Source organism: Bacteroidota bacterium (assembly GCA_008933805.1).
Classification (GTDB): domain Bacteria; phylum Bacteroidota; class Bacteroidia; order UBA8524; family UBA8524; genus SB11.
In genome coordinates this window covers 16,764-33,333 of record WBUH01000004.1, presented here as the reverse complement: position 1 = coordinate 33,333, position 16,570 = coordinate 16,764, and the positions used below count along the sequence as shown (strand labels likewise).

Below are 16,570 nucleotides of genomic sequence, written 5' to 3'. Positions count from 1 at the left end.
GACTAAAAAAAACCGATTATGAAATTAACCAAACTCTCATTGATGCCAATAGCGCTTCTAATGGGTTTAATGAGTTGTAAGAAGGATAATCCCGGAAACCAAACTACAAATCCAGGCGGCGAAGTAAAAATCGAAGCCAAAGACCTAGTTGTGCCCGCTAACTTCAACTTTGAAACCGAGAAAGAACTTAGCATTCGTGTGGCAATTGCAAATCCAAGTCGCCCCGGTGAAAGGTATGTAGTGAAAATTTATACCGAAGTACCTAGCACAGAAGCTGTAATAGCAACCGGTATTACTGATGCTACTACTTATGAGTACAGCACTAAAATACGTGTACCTGCTTCTGAAGATTACATTTTTATTGAGAAAATAAACGAAGATGGCAGCAGCGAATATGAAAAAGTTAAAGCTAACAAATTTGTAGCAGCCACTTTTACAGGCGCTCCCGATGATGGTAAATATACTTTCCAAAAGTCTGGTAGTGGTATGAACTGCTCAAGCGGCCATACCCGTGTGGTAAACAACCTTAGCAGCAACGAGATTGTAAACAACGGCGAAACAGTATCGTTTACTGGTTCTATCACCGGTAGTATTACAGTACGTGGCGGCGGTGTTGCCAAAATATGCGCAAGCGGTAGCAGCTCAGGCCTTACTATTGAAGGTAGCGGTGCTGCATACATTCTTGAAAACACTATCCTGCAGTTTAGCAACATTAACTGTAACAGTAACAACGTTACCTTTAAAAACTGGAGCGACAGCTTGAGTACTTCAGGTTCAATAGCATTGAACGGTACTTGCGAGAACCACGGTAAATTTTATGTAAACGGTGATTTGAGCATTAACTCTGATGGTGATTTGAAGAACTACGGTACTTTGAACATTAGCAGCAACTTTAACGTAAACAAGAAATTTAAAAACTACCACTACACCACTGTTAACGGTATTATGAACAACAACAACAACGGTGAAGTGAAAAACTACTGTTTCTTGTGGGTGAAACAAACCTATAACAACAACGACAAATTGTATAACTACAGCTTTGTTAAAGTAGGTGGCCAATACACAGTAAACAACAACGGTAAAACGTACTTGGATAACGGTTCAGCTTTATACGCTGCCAGCCTGATGGTGAACGATGAGATTGAAGGTACAGGAACCAACCGCAGCAAGTTGAAAGTTACCGGTAACACTACCATTAACAGCAGCGGTAGGCTTAAAGGTAAGTTAGACCTTTGCGATAGCAACGGTGTTGAAACCAACAACGGTACCGTATCATCTCCTGCTGCAATTAGCTGTACAGGTTATATTGCCAGCAGCACTTGTTTCCCCGGTGGTTTCGGTCAGCCAGCTATTCAAGATGCTGACAGCGACGGTGTTGCTGACGCTCAAGATGAATACCCTAACGACCCGGCTCGTGCCTTTAACAGCTACTACCCATCAGCCACCACTACTGCAACCCTTGCTTTTGAAGACTTGTGGCCTGCAACCGGTGACTATGACTATAACGACCTTGTGTTGGCTTATAACATCCAAAAAGTATTGAATGCCAGCAACAAAGTGGTTGACTATAAAGTGAAGATGAAAGTAAAAGCTATCGGAGCTTCGTTTGATAACGGTTTCGGTTTCCAGTTGGATGAATTGGTTCCTTCAGATGTTGCCAGCGTAACCGGCCAAACATTGGTACGCAGCTACATCACCCGTAATGCAAACAATACCGAAGCAGGTCAAAGCAAAGCAGTAATCGTATGCTTTGATTCACCTGAGCCATCGTTGCAACGTGCAGCAGGTTCATTCTTCAACACTATTCAAGCTAACGGAACAGGAACTTCTGATACCATGCGTGTGAACATCAGCTTCTCAACCCCGATAGTAGACAGCAAGTTGGAGATAGGTGACTTTAACCCCTTCATCATGACTAACAAACGTCGCGGATACGAAGTTCACTTGGGTAATATGCGTCCAACCGATTTGGCAACCACCAGTTTGTTCGGCACCGCACAAGACCGTACCAATGTAAGTGGTAATGTGTTCTACAAAACAGCCAACGGTATGCCTTGGGCAATATCACTTCCGGTTGATTTCAACTACCCTGTTGAGCGTTCATCGGTAACATCAGCCTACAATTACTTTGATGATTGGGCAGTATCAGGCGGTACTTCATTTACCAACTGGTATTCAAACAACCCCGGTAACCGCAACAACAGCAGTATTTACACCCCTAATTAATAAGAGACTACAATCGGTAGTGTTTAGTTTTTCATATAGCCTCCGCGTGTTCGCGGGGGCTTTTTTATTTTTTGCATGTCTGTTCAACGTAAAAAAAACAGCCAAAACAAAACCTGCTGAGCAATAAACAACCGTAAGCGTTTGAAGCCTACCGTTAAAACCACTAATTTGCAAACCCGATACATCAAAAATTTATGAAAATCAGAAACCTACTTGTTATCGTTATAGGGTTTATAGTTTCCCTGCCGTTTGCGGCGCAAGGCCAATACGGATTTGCCGAGTTACCTTCCGACCCTTATAAAACCCGCGTTTACAGATTGCCCAATGGCCTTACAGTGATGATGAGCGTAAACAAAAACGCCCCTCAGATACAAACCATGATAGCCGTGCGTGCGGGTAGCAAAAACGACCCCTACGACAATACAGGTTTGGCGCATTACCTTGAACACTTATTGTTTAAAGGCACCGAAAGCTTCGGTACCAAATCATACGGCGGTGAAAAATTCTTCTTAAGTAAGATAGAAGCGTATTACGGCTTGTATGCCCAAACTACCGATAGTGTAAAGCGGGTAGAGTTGTATAAGCTGATAGACTCAGTATCATACCTGGCTTCTAAAATTGCCATTGCCAATGAGTACGACCGTATGATGCAATACATAGGTGCTACCGGAACCAACGCATTTACCAGCACCGACCAAACGGTGTATATTAATAATATACCTACCAATCAGCTTGAAAGATGGCTGAAAATCGAGACTGACCGTTTCTTGCACCCTGTGTTCCGCCTGTTTCATACCGAGTTGGAAGCCGTGTACGAAGAGAAGAACATCAGCCTTGATAACGACAACGACAAAGCCTACGATGCTTTGATGGCAGGGGTATTTTATAATCACCCCTACGGAACACAAACCACCATTGGTACGGTTGAGCACCTTAAAAATCCTTCGTTGGTTAAAATCCGCGAGTTTTACGATAAATTCTACAAAGCCGACAACATGGCTTTGATAATTTCGGGCGATTTTGACCCCGATCAAACCATCCAACTGATTGACAAATATTTGGGACAACTTCCATCAGGGGCAGCCTCTACTGCAATGCTGGTACCCGAAGGCGCCGACCTCTTTGCAATGGCTCCCGCTGACCAAGAGTATACCGTTGTTGGACCTAAAGAAGAAAAAGTATTTTTAGGATACCGTACCTCAAAAGCATCCAGCCAAGAGGCGCTGTTGTTGTACATGACAGATATGATACTGGCCAACTCGCAAGCGGGTATGTTGGATATTAACCTTAACAAAGCCCAAAAACTACAGTATGCTGTGTGTTCGCCCTTGTTGATGAACGATTTCAGTATGCACTACTTTATGGCAACCCCCAAAGAGGGGCAAAGCCTTCAAGACTGCCGCAATTTGCTGCTTGACGAGCTTGAGAAATTGAAGCGCGGCGAGTTTGACGATGCAATTATGTCGGCCATTGTTGAGAACCTGAGGCTTAACCGAGCTACATCATTTAACGACAACTATGCCCGTTGCAACCAAATGTTAGATGCTTTTGTGTTTGGGCAAGAGTGGAAAGACGTAGTAGATATGCCTGAACGATTGGCTAAACTAACCAAGCAGGATATTATTGACTTTGCAAACCGCACCTATACTCCGCAAAAACGTACCACTGTTTACAAGGTAATGGGCAAAGACACCGCGATACAAAAGGTACCTAAGCCTGTAATTACACCTATCGAAACGAACCGCGAAGCACAAAGTCATTTTGCCCGTAAACTGTATGCAGAGCAAGTGAGCCCTTTGCAGGCAGTATTCCCTGATTTTACCAAAGATTTAGTAGTAACCGCGTTTGGTAAAGGCAAACGTGTGGTGAAACTGAACTACGTTGCCAATGCTGAAACTGACTATTTTAACCTGCAGATAAGGTTTGATATGGGTACCTTAAACGATCCATGGTTGCAACACTTTGCAGATTATATGCCCTACATAGCCACTGCAACCAAAACCAATGAACAGCTGAGCCGTGAATTTTTTAACCTTGCTTGTGAGTTTGGTTTTGTTGCCGAAGCCGAAGAAAGCTACATATACTTGCGCGGTTTGAGCAAGAATTTTGATAAGGCTTACGCCCTGTTAAATGAAATTTTTACTACCGCTAAAGTTGAAGAAACCACTTGGCAAAACCTTGTGGCTGATATACAAAAGACCCGCGAGGATGCTAAAACCAACAAAAATGTATTACTGCGCAGGGCATTGCGCAACTATGCACGTTATGGCGGAAAAAACAATCCTTTTACTACACTGGTACCCATTGCCGAACTTAAAAAACAAAAGGCTGCCGATTTGCAAGAGAAGCTAAACAGCCTGTTGCGTTTTAAACACAACGTATGGTACTACGGTCCTATGAGCCAAGAGCAACTGGCCGAGAAAGCTGCAAGCGTATTAAAGGTAGAAAAGAAACTTAAAAAACTGCCAAAGGCTAAGAAGTTTGAAGCCGTGCAGCCTCAAAAACCGGTGATATACTTTGTACCGTACGATATGGTGCAGGCTGAAATTATATGGGAACGCCCCATCAAAAACTTTAGCAATGAAAACATAGCGGTGGCTAATGTTTACAACGAGTACTTTGGCAGTGGTATGTATAGTTTGGTATTCCAAACCATCCGCGAGTCTAAGGCACTGGCATACTCAGCCAATGCGTATGTGGCCACCCCTGCTGCAAGCGATAAACCTGCCTTTGTAAGTGCATACATAGGTACACAGGCTGATAAACTATTGGCAGCTATGGACGGTATGAAAGCCCTTATGGACTCTGTACCCAACGACCGTTTTGTGGCCGATTTACCCCGTGCCTCGGTACGTAAGCAAATAGAATCAGAACGTATCACCGGCCAACGTTTGTTGGAAGAAAGCAACCGCGCCCAAAAACTGGGACTTAACAAACCCGTTAACCAATTAGTATATGAGACCTTGGATAAGGTAACTGCTGAAAAAATTGCCGAAATGCAAAAGCAAGCCTTTGCCAACCAAAACTTTGCTATCTGTCTGATAGGTTCAAAAGACTTGATAAACTTAGAGCAACTTAAAAAATACGGAACCGTAATAGAACTAACCCTGCAAGATGTGTACGGGTATTAATTGTTAGGGTTATGTATAAAACACGAAAGGCGCAACAGTTGTTGCGCCTTTCGTGTTTTTGGTTATTATCTGTGTCTTGGTATTAGAACAGAAGTTATTCTACCTTACTAATCTTTACGGCATTCGTCATTGATTTATCGTGGATAGGCATGCTGGCGGTGTTAATTACAATATCACCGGTTTTTGCATAGCCTGCCTTTTTCATCATCTCGTTTACATCCCTGATGGTTTCATCCGTAGTTACAAACTTATCGTAGTAAAAACCGCGGATACCCCACACAAGGCTTAATGTATTAAGCAACGAAGGGTTGTTGGTAAAGATGAATATATTGGCACGGGGGCGGTAGCTGGCCAGCTTAAACGCAGTATAACCTGAGCGGGTCATAGAGGCAATAGCCTTAGCACTTTTAATGTGCATACTCATACGGGTAGCCGTAAAACAAATAACATCGGTAATATAGCTGCGCGATTCAGAGTTGTCAGGTCCGTCACCCTTGTGGTATATCATATCATGCTCCTCAACGTGGCGCACAATCTTTTCCATTGTTTTAATGGTTTCAGTAGGATATGCACCCACCGAAGTTTCAGCACTCAGCATCACAGCATCAGCACCATCCAATACAGCGTTTGCAACGTCGTTAGTTTCGGCACGGGTAGGAGTAGGGCTGGTAATCATGCTTTCCATCATTTGGGTAGCAATAATTACGGGCTTTGCAGCGGCAAGACATTTTTTAACAATTTGCTTCTGTATCAAAGGCACCTCTTCAAGCGGCATCTCAACACCCAAGTCACCGCGGGCTACCATTATAGCATCCGTAGCATCAATAATCTTATCAATGTTTTTTAAGGCTTCGGGCTTTTCAATCTTAGCCACCACTTTGGTGCGTTTTTCGTGGCGGGCAATAATGTTTTTCAGCTCGTGAATCTCTTCAGGCTTGCGTACAAACGATAAACCAATCCACTCCACATCGTATGACAATCCAAACTCAATATCTTCAATATCTTTTTTAGTAATGCTGGGAATAGATAGTGCAGTTTGTGGCAGGTTGAAGCCTTTTTTAGATGAAAGGTCGCCGCCATGTATCACCTTGGCCAATATCTCAGTGCGGTTCAGTACTTCAAGTACTTTTAACTCCACCTTACCATCATCCAGCAAAATCTTGTGACCTTTTTTCACATCCTTGGTCAGCATTTCAAAGTCAATAAACAACTTCTCAGCCGTACCAATGATTTTTTGCGTAGTGATAATCAGTTCTTTGCCTGTAACCAGTGTAATTTTATTGTTCTCAACCTCACCAATGCGCAGTTTGGGGCCTTGTAAATCAAGCAGTATACCCACATTGCAGCCTAGTTCGGTATTTATTTTCCGGATGTTTTGGATAACACCCACATGGTCTTCGTGTTTACCGTGCGAAAAATTCAGGCGGCACACATCCACCCCGGCCACAATAATCTCTTTCAGCATTTTGTAGCTCGAAGTAGCGGGGCCTATAGTGGCTATTATTTTGGTACGGTTAAACTTTGGCCTGTATTTCATGATTAATGTTTAAAGTGTGTATTTTAAAAATATAAAACGTCTTTGTTTTTAAGCTTATTAAAGTCAATAGCATAAACAGCAAGGGCAAATGTCAGCTTTTTCATATCAGCCAGCAACTTCACCCAGCTATTTTCTTCCAACCCGCCTTTCACCAGCAAAAAATAGTCAGTATTTTTATGTTCCTGTATTAAAATATTGTTACTTGTGCGGTTGCCTACCACTCTGTAGGTATATCCGTACTCCTCATCCGTAAACTCAAAACACTGAATATAAATGTCTTCGCCCTTCTTGTGGCGGTAGAATAAATCGTCGATACGTTGCAGGTGTATACCGGGCAGCGAGTTGATTTGCCAAACCAACCTGTAACCCTTCTGATTAGAGGCTATCCCTGCCATTAAAAGGCTTTCAGTCGGTAGGGGTGTGCCGGCATCAAATAAAGACAAATATTTGTTCTTAGGCGTATCCAAAGGGATTGGGGGCTGCTTTTGGCAATATTTTTTTTATTGTGTTTTTGTTTGAAAAAGCAGTTATTTGCAGCTTCAAATTTAACCAAAAAAGGAGAAGAAAATGTCAGACATCGCCACAAGAGTAAAGTCGATAATTATTGACAAACTTAGTGTAGAAGAGAGCGAAGTTACCCATGAGGCCAGCTTTACGAACGATTTAGGCGCAGACTCATTGGATACTGTTGAGCTTATTATGGAATTTGAGAAGGAATTTAATATTTCAATTCCTGACGACCAAGCCGAAAAGATTTCGACCGTTGGTGACGCCATCACTTACATTGAGAACAACGCTAAGTAATCATTAAAAAAATTTATTAGCCCGTATGCAGCTTAAAAGAGTTGTTATTACGGGGATTGGTGCACTTACCCCGCTTGGAAATAGCGCTCCCGAATATTGGGAAGGTTTAAAAAACGGGGTAAGCGGTGCCGGCCCCATTACCCGTTTTGATGCTTCAAAATTCAAAACGAAATTCGCTTGCGAGGTGAAAAACTTCGACGTGTATAACTTTATTGATAAAAAGGAAGCACGTAGAATGGACCCTTACACCCAGTATGCTGTAGTTACCAGTGACGAAGCTGTTAAAGACAGCGGTCTTGACCTTGAAAAAGTAGACAAAGACCGTATTGGTGTTATTTGGGGAACCGGTATTGGCGGTCTTACCAGTTTTTTTCATGAAGTGGTTGATTATGCTAAAGGCGACGGAACTCCGCGCTTTAGCCCATTTTTCATACCTATGATGATTGCTGATATTGCAGCAGGACACATATCTATGAAATATGGTTTCCGCGGGCCTAACTACGCTACTGTATCGGCCTGTGCTACTTCAAATCACTCTGTAATTGATTCATTTAATTACATCAGGCTTGGGAAAGCCGATGCTATAATTACCGGTGGCAGCGAGGCTTGTGTGAACGAACCTGCTGTGGGCGGTTTTAACTCAATGAAAGCCCTAAGCGAGCGCAACGATGACTATAAGACAGCATCGCGCCCGTTTGATAAAGACCGTGATGGTTTTGTATTGGGCGAAGGCAGTGCTACCCTTGTGCTTGAAGAATTGGAACACGCCAAAGCGCGCGGTGCCAAAATTTATGCTGAGGTTGTTGGCGGAGGTATGAGCGCTGATGCTTACCACATTACGGCTCCTCACCCTGAAGGGTTGGGTGTAATTGCGGTAATGAAGAGCGCACTTGCCGATGCAGGCATCACTGCTCAAGACATTGATTATGTGAATGTGCACGGTACCAGTACCCCATTGGGTGATGTTGCCGAGTTAAAAGCTATTAAACAAGTATTTGGAGACCATGCTTATAACATGAACATAAGCAGCACCAAAAGTATGACCGGACACTTGCTGGGTGCAGCAGGAGCCATTGAGTCATTGGCTTGTTTGTTGGCAATTAACAAAGGGATTATCCCCCCCACAATTAACCATTTTACCGACGACCCTGATATTGACAGCGGCCTGAACCTTACCTTCAACACACACCAAGTGCGCGAGGTAAACTATGCACTAAGCAATACCTTTGGGTTTGGCGGCCACAATGCCACAGTCATTCTCAAAAAATATACATCGTAAGGCTCCTTGGTACTTTTTTCTAAACTGTTAAAAAGCCACGACAAGCCCTTTGTAAAATCCTTAAAAAATTTATTGGGCTTTACGCCCCGTAATGCCGATTTGTATAAGCAAGCGTTCAGGCATCACTCTGCTTCAACACGTTACGACGTGAAAGAAGGCAGGATAAGCAACGAACGTCTTGAATACTTAGGCGATGCGGTACTTAGTTCAATAATAGCCGAAGTGCTGTTTTCTACCTATCCTACTAAGGGAGAAGGATTTCTTACTGAGTTACGCGCCAAAATAGTAAGCCGTGAGAACCTGTGCGAACTTGCCCGCAAGATTGGTATTGAGGATTATCTTGAGTACGACAAAAGCATCCGCGGCAACCGCCAGATTATACGTGCCATTAGCGGCAACGCTTTTGAGGCACTAATCGGAGCTATTTATTTGGATAAGGGATACGACTTTACCAAAAAATTCATCAGTAAACGTATTATCAACCCGCACATCGATATCCATCACCTTGCCGATAAAGAGATTAACTTTAAGAGTAAATTGATTGAGTGGTGCCAAAAGAACCGTAAAACCATTGCTTTTGAAGCTCTTGAAGAACGCAGGCAAGGCAAGCAAAAAAGCTATTTGGTTAGCGTGGTAATTGATGGAGAAGAGTTTGGCAGGGGAGAAGATTTTTCTAAAAAGAAGGCTGAACAGATAGCCGCATCAAAAGCCTGCGAGGTAATATTCCGCCCTCAGTAGGTTATCAATATGTCAATTATACGGGTTTACTTTATATAGTAAAGTAATAACCACCGTTTAACCTTACCTTTGCAAAAATATGAAGTTGACTATTTGGGGAGCCGCGAGGCAGGTTACGGGAAGTATGCACCTGCTACAATTGCCCGGCGGTTATAATTTATTGGTGGATTGTGGGTTGGATTATGATCAGCAAAAGCGTTTCGGCTCATTAAGCGATATAGATTTTCCTTTCTCTCCCGCAATGATTGATGCGGTGATACTTACTCATGCCCATATCGACCATAGTGGCAATTTGCCCACATTGGTGAAGCACGGGTTCAACGGGCAAATAATCTGTACACCGGCTACGGCTGATATTACGGGACTTTTGCTTGCCGACAGCCTGAATATCATGGAGTCGGAAAGGCAAAAGAGAACCGGCAGGGGAAAGAAAAGAACAACGGTTAAAACTCCTTACACCCTTAAGCATCTTAAGCAAGCCGTTGGCAGTATGGTAACGGTGGAGTTGGGAAAACCGTTTAGTATTACCCCCGAGGCAGAACTGACCTTTTATAATGCCGGCCACATATTAGGCGCGGTGAGTGCCTTTATTAAAGTTGAGGTAGGAGGGAAGGAAACCCGCATAGGGTTCACAGGCGATTTGGGTAATTACGGCGGCCAATTGGTGCCAGACCCTCAAGCTATGCCTGAGGTGGATTATCTGGTTACAGAAAGCACCTATGGCGGCCGAAAGCACATAGCCCAGCGCACCCCCGGTGATGAACTGCTGCATTATACCAACCTTGCTTGTGTTGATTATCCCGGCAGGTTAATTATTCCGGCATTTAGCGTGGGTCGTACCCATGCCATTGCATTTACGTTTCACCAGCTTTTCAGGCAGGGTAAGCTACCCCGCGTAAAGATATTTGTTGATAGTCCCTTGGCTATAAAAACGGCCAAGCACCACCATAAATTTGTACACACCCTTAGTGCTGAGGCACAAGAGTTTTACAGGCAGTACAATGATTTGTTTGAGTTTGACCAATTAGAATTTGTACCCGATGCAAAGGACAGTGATTGGTTGAAACACCACAACGACCCCTGCATTATCATTTCGGCGGCGGGTATGGTCGAAGGCGGACGTATTCAACAACACATTCGTGATAACATAAGCAACCCTAAAGCCCATATTTTGATTGCAGGCTTTTGTGCCGAAGGTACTTTGGGGTACCGTTTGTTACAAGGCCAGCCAACTATTGCAATTAAGAACCGCGAGTTGCCTGTTTTTTCACCCATACATAAAACAGATGCGTTTAGTGCCCACCCTGATAATGAAGGTTTGATGCGCTATATAAAACAGGTGAATGGTTCCCGTACTAAAAAGATTTTGTTGGTACACGGCGAAGAAACCAGCATGATGGCTTTGCAAAAGAATTTGGTGGCCGAAGGATTGAACCATGTTGAGATACCGCAAAAAGGGCAGGTTTTTGTGATAGAATAACCCTATTTTGTAACCAAATGTTGCAAATGCAATTTTTAGGTATAACTTTCGTTTGCTGATTAACGTTTTTTTGACTTTTTTGTGCCCGTGATGTTCAAGTATTTATTGGGATTGTTTTTTGTTTTATGCTTTTTGGCCGATGCCACTGCGCAACAAATAAAGTTGCGCCGTATAAATCTGTCAAAAAAATACACGGCTACCTATAACTGTAGCGTCGACGAACTGTATAAAGTAATACAGGGCAACGATAGTATTGATGAAACCGAGTGGGTAATCTCTGACGCCACACTGGATATTGAGCAAGACATTCTTGAAAAAAAGAAAGACTACCAGTTGGTAGACTATAAGATTTTTAACTTTTTCCGTAAAGATTCAATACGCAAAGCCAACGGCATTATTGATACCATGACCAACATGGGAAAAACCCCTTTGGTGAAGGTGATATTTCAATACGACAGGAAGGGGGGCTTTTTAGGGCCAACCGTTGAGATAAACGCACAGTTGCAACAAACCCGTGATTTTAAGTACATGTATAACCGCAGCAAAAATCTGATGTTTAACATTGGCTACTTAAACAGCGCACTTGGTGATACGATGATGAAGCGAACCGATACGCTGTTCCATGCAGGGTTTGATTTAGTGATTAACCACTTGTTTAAAGTTACCATCGGTAATCGTGTGGATACATTGGGTCAAAAATGCTTCGAACTCTTTTTCAGTTCTCACGAAGGCACTTTTACAGGCTCGGATAATATGATGAAGGCACTGGGACTTTCAGCCATCCATAGCGGCTCGGCCAAAGTTCAGGGTCGTATGCTGATAGAAGAGAAAACAGGCCGTTTAGTGTTTTACGATGAGTTTGGCGACTTTGATGGTATAGTTGCTGTAAAAACCGGTGCAGAGTCGTTTAATTGGCCTTCTACCTACACTTACGAGCGCAAAATGGTATTGAATACTCTTATCAAAAAGCCGCGCAAAAAAATCTTTGGCATATTCTAATCGGCTGTTTTTCAATGTGCAGCAAACATAAATTGTAACATACGCGATATGTTATAAAAAGCCCCTGTTTTGCCCCATAACCAAAACCAAATTCTTACTTTTGCGCATCTTTTCATAATCAAATAAAAACCAGATGGACTATAGGATAGAACGCGACAGTTTGGGCGAAGTACAAGTGCCCGCTAACGTTTATTGGGCAGCACAAACCCAACGCTCACTTCAAAATTTTAAAATTGGCGGCCCCGGCGATAAAATGCCTATTGAGATTATAAAGGCATTTGCCATACTTAAAAAAGCTGCTGCACTTACTAATGCTGATTTAGGTGTTTTAGGTACTGATAAAGCTGCGCTGATAGGCAAAGTTTGCGATGAGATTTTGGAAGGCAAACTTGACGACCAGTTTCCATTGGTAATTTGGCAAACCGGTAGCGGTACCCAAAGCAACATGAACGTGAATGAGGTTGTAGCTAACCGTGGCCACGTAGTAAATGGCGGAAACCTTTTGGATGAGAAGAAAGTACTTCACCCCAACGATGATGTAAACAAATCACAATCAAGCAACGATACCTACCCCACAGCAATGCACATTGCGGCATACAAGCAAGTGGTTGAGATAACCCTGCCCGGTATGGAGATGTTGCGTGATACTTTAACAAAAAAAGCTGAGGAGTTTAAAAATATAGTAAAAATTGGTCGCACCCACTTTATGGATGCAACCCCGCTTACTTTGGGACAAGAGTTTAGCGGTTATGCACAACAAATAACCAATAGCATCCGCGCAGTTAAAAATGCCCTTGAAGCAGTGCGTGAGCTTGCACTTGGCGGAACAGCAGTTGGTACAGGCTTGAATGCGCCTGCCGGCTATGCCGAAAAAGTAGCGGATAAGATTGCACAACTAAGCGGTTATCCGTTTATAACGGCTCCTAACAAGTTTGAAAGCCTTGCCGCCCATGATGGTATGGTAGAGTTGAGCGGTGCGTTGAAACGTGCTGCAGTGGCTTTAATGAAGGTTGCAAACGATATCCGTATGCTTAGTAGCGGACCCCGTTGCGGTATTGGTGAGATTTTGATACCTGATAACGAGCCCGGCTCATCAATTATGCCCGGCAAAGTAAACCCAACCCAACCCGAAGCATTAACCATGGTGTGCGCACAGGTTATGGGTAATGATGTTGCGGTGAGCATTGGAGGTAGCAACGGTCATTTTGAGTTGAACGTATTTAAACCCCTTATTGCTGCAAACGTATTGCACAGCGCACGTTTAATAGGTGATGCCTGCGTATCGTTTAACAATAACTGTGCTGTAGGTATTGAACCTAACCTTGCTGACATTAAAAAGAATCTTGATAACTCACTAATGTTAGTTACTGCATTAAATACTCATATAGGGTACGATAATGCCGCTAAAATTGCTAAAAAAGCTCACAAAGAAGGTTCTACACTTAAGCAGGCTGCTATTGACTTAGGCCTGTTGACATCAGAGCAGTTCGACCTTTGGGTGCGTCCTGAAGACATGGTGGGCAACCTTAAATAAGTCTAATAACCTTTCATTTATAAAGTATAAACCCGGTTAAAAAATAATCGGGTTTATTTTTTTGCAATCCTGTAAAAATCAACCATTTTTAGTAGCTGTTACTGATTTTTATGAAGGAAAGTTTAAAAAAATTGGTTTTGACCTATGTTTTTTTTAAGAAAAGCATGTTTTTGTTACAACTGATATCAAATGATAGAATAAATAGCCTTAAAATAACAAAAATTTCAAATTTTTAATGATTGGGTCTGAAACTGCCACCCGTTTGCAGTATCACCAACGAAGCCGAAATTGTACGGATAGTTTCTTCCTGCTTCTCAATAATTTTTTGTTGATTCACAATGATCTCGTGATACACCTTTCGCTCGCTGGGAGTTACTGAGCCGTTACTCATTTCTTCTTCAGTCAGGCCAAGCAAGTGCGGCAGAGGCACATCCAGTATCTGCGCTATCTGCTGCAAGCGGCTCAGCGATGCTTCTGATACCTGATTTTCGATTTTAGAGTATGCTTGTTGGGTTATGCCAAGCTTTTCCGCCATATAGTCTTGACTGAACGATTTTGACATTCGTAAACGTCTTATTTCTTCTGCAATTAGTACAACCATAGTATTACAACCCTAAATAGTTGCTTACAAATATAAGTTGTGGTAATTAAAAAACGATAGTTATTACTTGCATAAGTAAATTAAACACTACTTCCATACCCTTGTTTGCGATAAACAAGAATGGTTAAAACAACTTGTGCGCCCTTCAATTGCATTAGCTTAGGCTAAAAACTACCGACAATTAGGCTGTTTATTTTTTTAAATAAGCAGCCTTTGTGTTTGCAGCCCCGTCATAAAATTGCTTAACATTATTTTAAAATTCAGGCTTTAGAAAAGCTGCCTGATGAAAAAAACGGTTATACTCTCTCCCATTGCCTAGATTGGGGATTGTACTGTTTTAATATCCGGGCGGGATTGCCGCCTACTACGCTATAGGGGGGCACGTCTTTAGTAACCACGCTGCCCCCTGCTACCACACTGTGCTTGCCAATAGTAATGCCGGCAGTTAAAACGGCATTAGCACCAATCCAAACTTCATCCTCAACAGTTATTTGGGCAGTAGTTACTTTTTGCAGGCGTATGGGTGTATTGATGTCTTCATATCCATGATTTAGGCCGCTTAATACCACATTTTGGGCTAAAATAACCTGACTGCCTACCTTCACAGGGCCAATCAGCACATTACCCAAACCAATGCGCGTATTGCTGCCTATACTCACCGGCCCTACGCCGTTGTTTACCACACTAAAATCTTCAATGGTGCTGTATTCGCCAATTTCAAAATGGTTAAAGGGTAGTACATCCATACGCACATATCGGCATATACGGGCACCCTTACCCTTTTTATGATAAAAAGGATTTACAAGCCATTGTACCCACAAACGAGGTCTTGCCTGGTTGGTAGGAATAAGCATCCAATGCACAAACTTTTTAAGTTTTGCATTGCTTTTGATTTTACTAGCTAACGACACAGTGCTAATTTAAGGGCACAATGCCGAAAAACCAATCTCAATAAAAAGTTTATATAGAGGGGGAGGCTACCGAAATTATTTTGTAGCGCCTGATTTTATTTGATCCAAAATTTTACTGAAACCTTCAGCATTGTGGTAACCCGCCACAATTTGGATGTATGTAACGTCATCCTTAGGGATTAAGAAGTACGTAGTAGGGTAACCCGATGGGCTGTTATTTGATAACATAGCGTAAAGCTGCGGGCCACTGTATGCAGTACTATCGATGTAATAAACACCTTGAGCTTCAGGGTTAAACTTAATAGGCACAAAATCTTTGTTAATCTTGTCTATGATTTCCTTTTTAGCATAGGTGTCTTTGTCCATTCTTTTGCACCAACCGCACCAATCAGTATACACATCTATTAAGCCTATTTTATCCTTGCTGCGTATCAAAGGGTAACCTGTATTCCAAGTATTCCACTTCAATTCTTCCATTGGCTCCTCTTTAAAATTAAAGGAAACCGCTGATGCAGCCATTACAAATAAGGCAACTATTTTAATCGTGTTTTTCATTAATCTATGTAATACCTCCAAAAACTATTCCACAATAAAAGTGTGTACTGCTTAGCAATATACTGCATTGGTTTTCAACAATGCAAGCCAAAACGGTGGAGAGCGGAGGTTGGTTTTTAAAGGCAAAACACCGTAGGTTTGAAAATCGTTGCCCATGGACCTGCAAAAATTTGAAATAGAAGGAGAAATAGAACACCCCAAAGGCGATAAAGAGCCAAGTATAGTGGGGCGGTTTGCTCTTTTTTTATTTGTGGTGGCTGTAGTAGGGGCGGTATTGTATTTTCCGTTTTTGCAAGACAGGTTTCCGGCACTCAAAAAAATCACAATTGGGGCAGGGGTAGATTCTGTTCAAGTAAAACAATTACATAACACAGTTGCATTTGATAGTTTAAAAAAGGCAAATGATAGTTTGGTAAAAGCAAACGAACTTTTGTTAGAAAACAGTAATACAGTTACAGGTGTATTTTACGAAGTTCAAATTGGTGCTTTTAAAAATTTTGATTTAGCGAAATACAAAAAAAATCTGGCCGATTTAAGAGGGGTAGAGGACGAAGGGTATGCTAAGATGACCTTGGGAAGATTTAGAGAACTGGACATGGCTAGAACGTTTTTAAAAGACGTGCGCGAAATGGGCTTTAAGGACGCTTGGATTGTTGCAAAAAAAGACGGTAAGCGGATACCCTTTAAGAATGAACAACTAACCGAAGAAATGCCCTGAACGTTTGATATAACAGCTTATTCTTATAAGTTTGCATAGGAATTACGAAACAGATTT

General features: G+C 42.4%; 14 protein-coding genes. 9 read left to right on the top strand and 5 right to left on the bottom strand.

The window, feature by feature from the left end:
• Positions 1-18: 18 nt before the first annotated feature.
• Both F9K23_05255 and F9K23_05250 read left to right on the top strand, forming a co-directional pair.
• Complete coding sequence (locus tag F9K23_05255) at positions 19-2,226, top strand: LruC domain-containing protein (GenBank protein ID KAB2917163.1); 2,208 nt, start codon at positions 19-21, stop codon at positions 2,224-2,226.
• Between the two features lie 194 nt (positions 2,227-2,420).
• Complete coding sequence (locus tag F9K23_05250) at positions 2,421-5,357, top strand: insulinase family protein (GenBank protein ID KAB2917162.1); 2,937 nt, start codon at positions 2,421-2,423, stop codon at positions 5,355-5,357.
• Between the two features lie 94 nt (positions 5,358-5,451).
• On the opposite strand, the gene pyk is transcribed toward F9K23_05250, so the two are convergent.
• Together pyk and F9K23_05240 are read right to left on the bottom strand one after the other, a co-directional pair.
• Positions 5,452-6,894, bottom strand: a complete 1,443-nt coding sequence (pyk, locus tag F9K23_05245) for a pyruvate kinase (GenBank protein ID KAB2917161.1) — start codon at positions 6,892-6,894, stop codon at positions 5,452-5,454.
• A gap of 23 nt (positions 6,895-6,917) precedes the next feature.
• Positions 6,918-7,337, bottom strand: a complete 420-nt coding sequence (locus F9K23_05240) for an IPExxxVDY family protein (GenBank protein KAB2917160.1) — start codon at positions 7,335-7,337, stop codon at positions 6,918-6,920.
• 124 nt (positions 7,338-7,461) lie between these two features.
• Between F9K23_05240 and F9K23_05235 the strand changes: the two genes are divergently transcribed.
• From F9K23_05235 to fumC, 6 genes are all read left to right on the top strand, one after another.
• Positions 7,462-7,698 carry an acyl carrier protein gene (locus F9K23_05235; GenBank protein ID KAB2917159.1) on the top strand — a complete coding sequence of 79 codons (237 nt, stop codon included), beginning with the start codon at positions 7,462-7,464 and terminating at the stop codon, positions 7,696-7,698.
• A 25-nt stretch (positions 7,699-7,723) separates the two neighbouring features.
• A complete protein-coding gene (gene fabF / locus F9K23_05230) occupies positions 7,724-8,977 on the top strand; it encodes a beta-ketoacyl-ACP synthase II (GenBank protein KAB2917158.1) in 1,254 nt (417 codons plus the stop codon).
• Positions 8,978-8,983: 6 nt separating this feature from the next.
• Positions 8,984-9,715 (top strand): ribonuclease III, encoded by a 732-nt coding sequence (gene rnc, locus F9K23_05225; GenBank protein KAB2917157.1) that lies wholly within the window; start codon positions 8,984-8,986, stop codon positions 9,713-9,715.
• 79 nt (positions 9,716-9,794) lie between these two features.
• Positions 9,795-11,195, top strand: a complete 1,401-nt coding sequence (locus F9K23_05220; GenBank protein KAB2917156.1) for an MBL fold metallo-hydrolase — start codon at positions 9,795-9,797, stop codon at positions 11,193-11,195.
• Positions 11,196-11,285: 90 nt separating this feature from the next.
• On the top strand, positions 11,286-12,194 hold the full coding sequence (locus F9K23_05215) for a hypothetical protein (GenBank protein ID KAB2917155.1): 909 nt from the start codon (positions 11,286-11,288) through the stop codon (positions 12,192-12,194).
• A 133-nt stretch (positions 12,195-12,327) separates the two neighbouring features.
• Complete coding sequence (gene fumC, locus F9K23_05210) at positions 12,328-13,728, top strand: class II fumarate hydratase (GenBank protein ID KAB2917154.1); 1,401 nt, start codon at positions 12,328-12,330, stop codon at positions 13,726-13,728.
• Positions 13,729-13,960: 232 nt separating this feature from the next.
• On the opposite strand, the gene F9K23_05205 is transcribed toward fumC, so the two are convergent.
• The 3 genes from F9K23_05205 to F9K23_05195 form a co-directional block, all read right to left on the bottom strand.
• Positions 13,961-14,329, bottom strand: coding sequence for a helix-turn-helix transcriptional regulator (locus tag F9K23_05205; GenBank protein KAB2917153.1), 369 nt, complete (start codon positions 14,327-14,329; stop codon positions 13,961-13,963).
• Positions 14,330-14,625: 296 nt separating this feature from the next.
• Positions 14,626-15,240 carry an acyltransferase gene (locus F9K23_05200; GenBank protein KAB2917152.1) on the bottom strand — a complete coding sequence of 205 codons (615 nt, stop codon included), beginning with the start codon at positions 15,238-15,240 and terminating at the stop codon, positions 14,626-14,628.
• Between the two features lie 75 nt (positions 15,241-15,315).
• Positions 15,316-15,795: a DUF255 domain-containing protein gene (locus F9K23_05195; GenBank protein ID KAB2917151.1), complete on the bottom strand. Its 480-nt coding sequence runs from the start codon at positions 15,793-15,795 to the stop codon at positions 15,316-15,318.
• Positions 15,796-15,949: 154 nt separating this feature from the next.
• Between F9K23_05195 and F9K23_05190 the strand changes: the two genes are divergently transcribed.
• Positions 15,950-16,513 carry a hypothetical protein gene (locus tag F9K23_05190; GenBank protein KAB2917150.1) on the top strand — a complete coding sequence of 188 codons (564 nt, stop codon included), beginning with the start codon at positions 15,950-15,952 and terminating at the stop codon, positions 16,511-16,513.
• The last annotated feature ends 57 nt before the right edge of the window (positions 16,514-16,570 follow it).

Coding starts and splice junctions, on each gene's coding strand:
- F9K23_05255 (KAB2917163.1), top strand. CDS start 19: ATGAAATTAACCAAACTCTCATTGATGCCAATAGCGCTTCTAATGGGT.
- F9K23_05250 (KAB2917162.1), top strand. CDS start 2,421: ATGAAAATCAGAAACCTACTTGTTATCGTTATAGGGTTTATAGTTTCC.
- pyk (KAB2917161.1), bottom strand. CDS start 6,894: ATGAAATACAGGCCAAAGTTTAACCGTACCAAAATAATAGCCACTATA.
- F9K23_05235 (KAB2917159.1), top strand. CDS start 7,462: ATGTCAGACATCGCCACAAGAGTAAAGTCGATAATTATTGACAAACTT.
- fabF (KAB2917158.1), top strand. CDS start 7,724: ATGCAGCTTAAAAGAGTTGTTATTACGGGGATTGGTGCACTTACCCCG.
- F9K23_05220 (KAB2917156.1), top strand. CDS start 9,795: ATGAAGTTGACTATTTGGGGAGCCGCGAGGCAGGTTACGGGAAGTATG.
- F9K23_05215 (KAB2917155.1), top strand. CDS start 11,286: ATGTTCAAGTATTTATTGGGATTGTTTTTTGTTTTATGCTTTTTGGCC.
- fumC (KAB2917154.1), top strand. CDS start 12,328: ATGGACTATAGGATAGAACGCGACAGTTTGGGCGAAGTACAAGTGCCC.
- F9K23_05205 (KAB2917153.1), bottom strand. CDS start 14,329: ATGGTTGTACTAATTGCAGAAGAAATAAGACGTTTACGAATGTCAAAA.
- F9K23_05195 (KAB2917151.1), bottom strand. CDS start 15,795: ATGAAAAACACGATTAAAATAGTTGCCTTATTTGTAATGGCTGCATCA.
- F9K23_05190 (KAB2917150.1), top strand. CDS start 15,950: ATGGACCTGCAAAAATTTGAAATAGAAGGAGAAATAGAACACCCCAAA.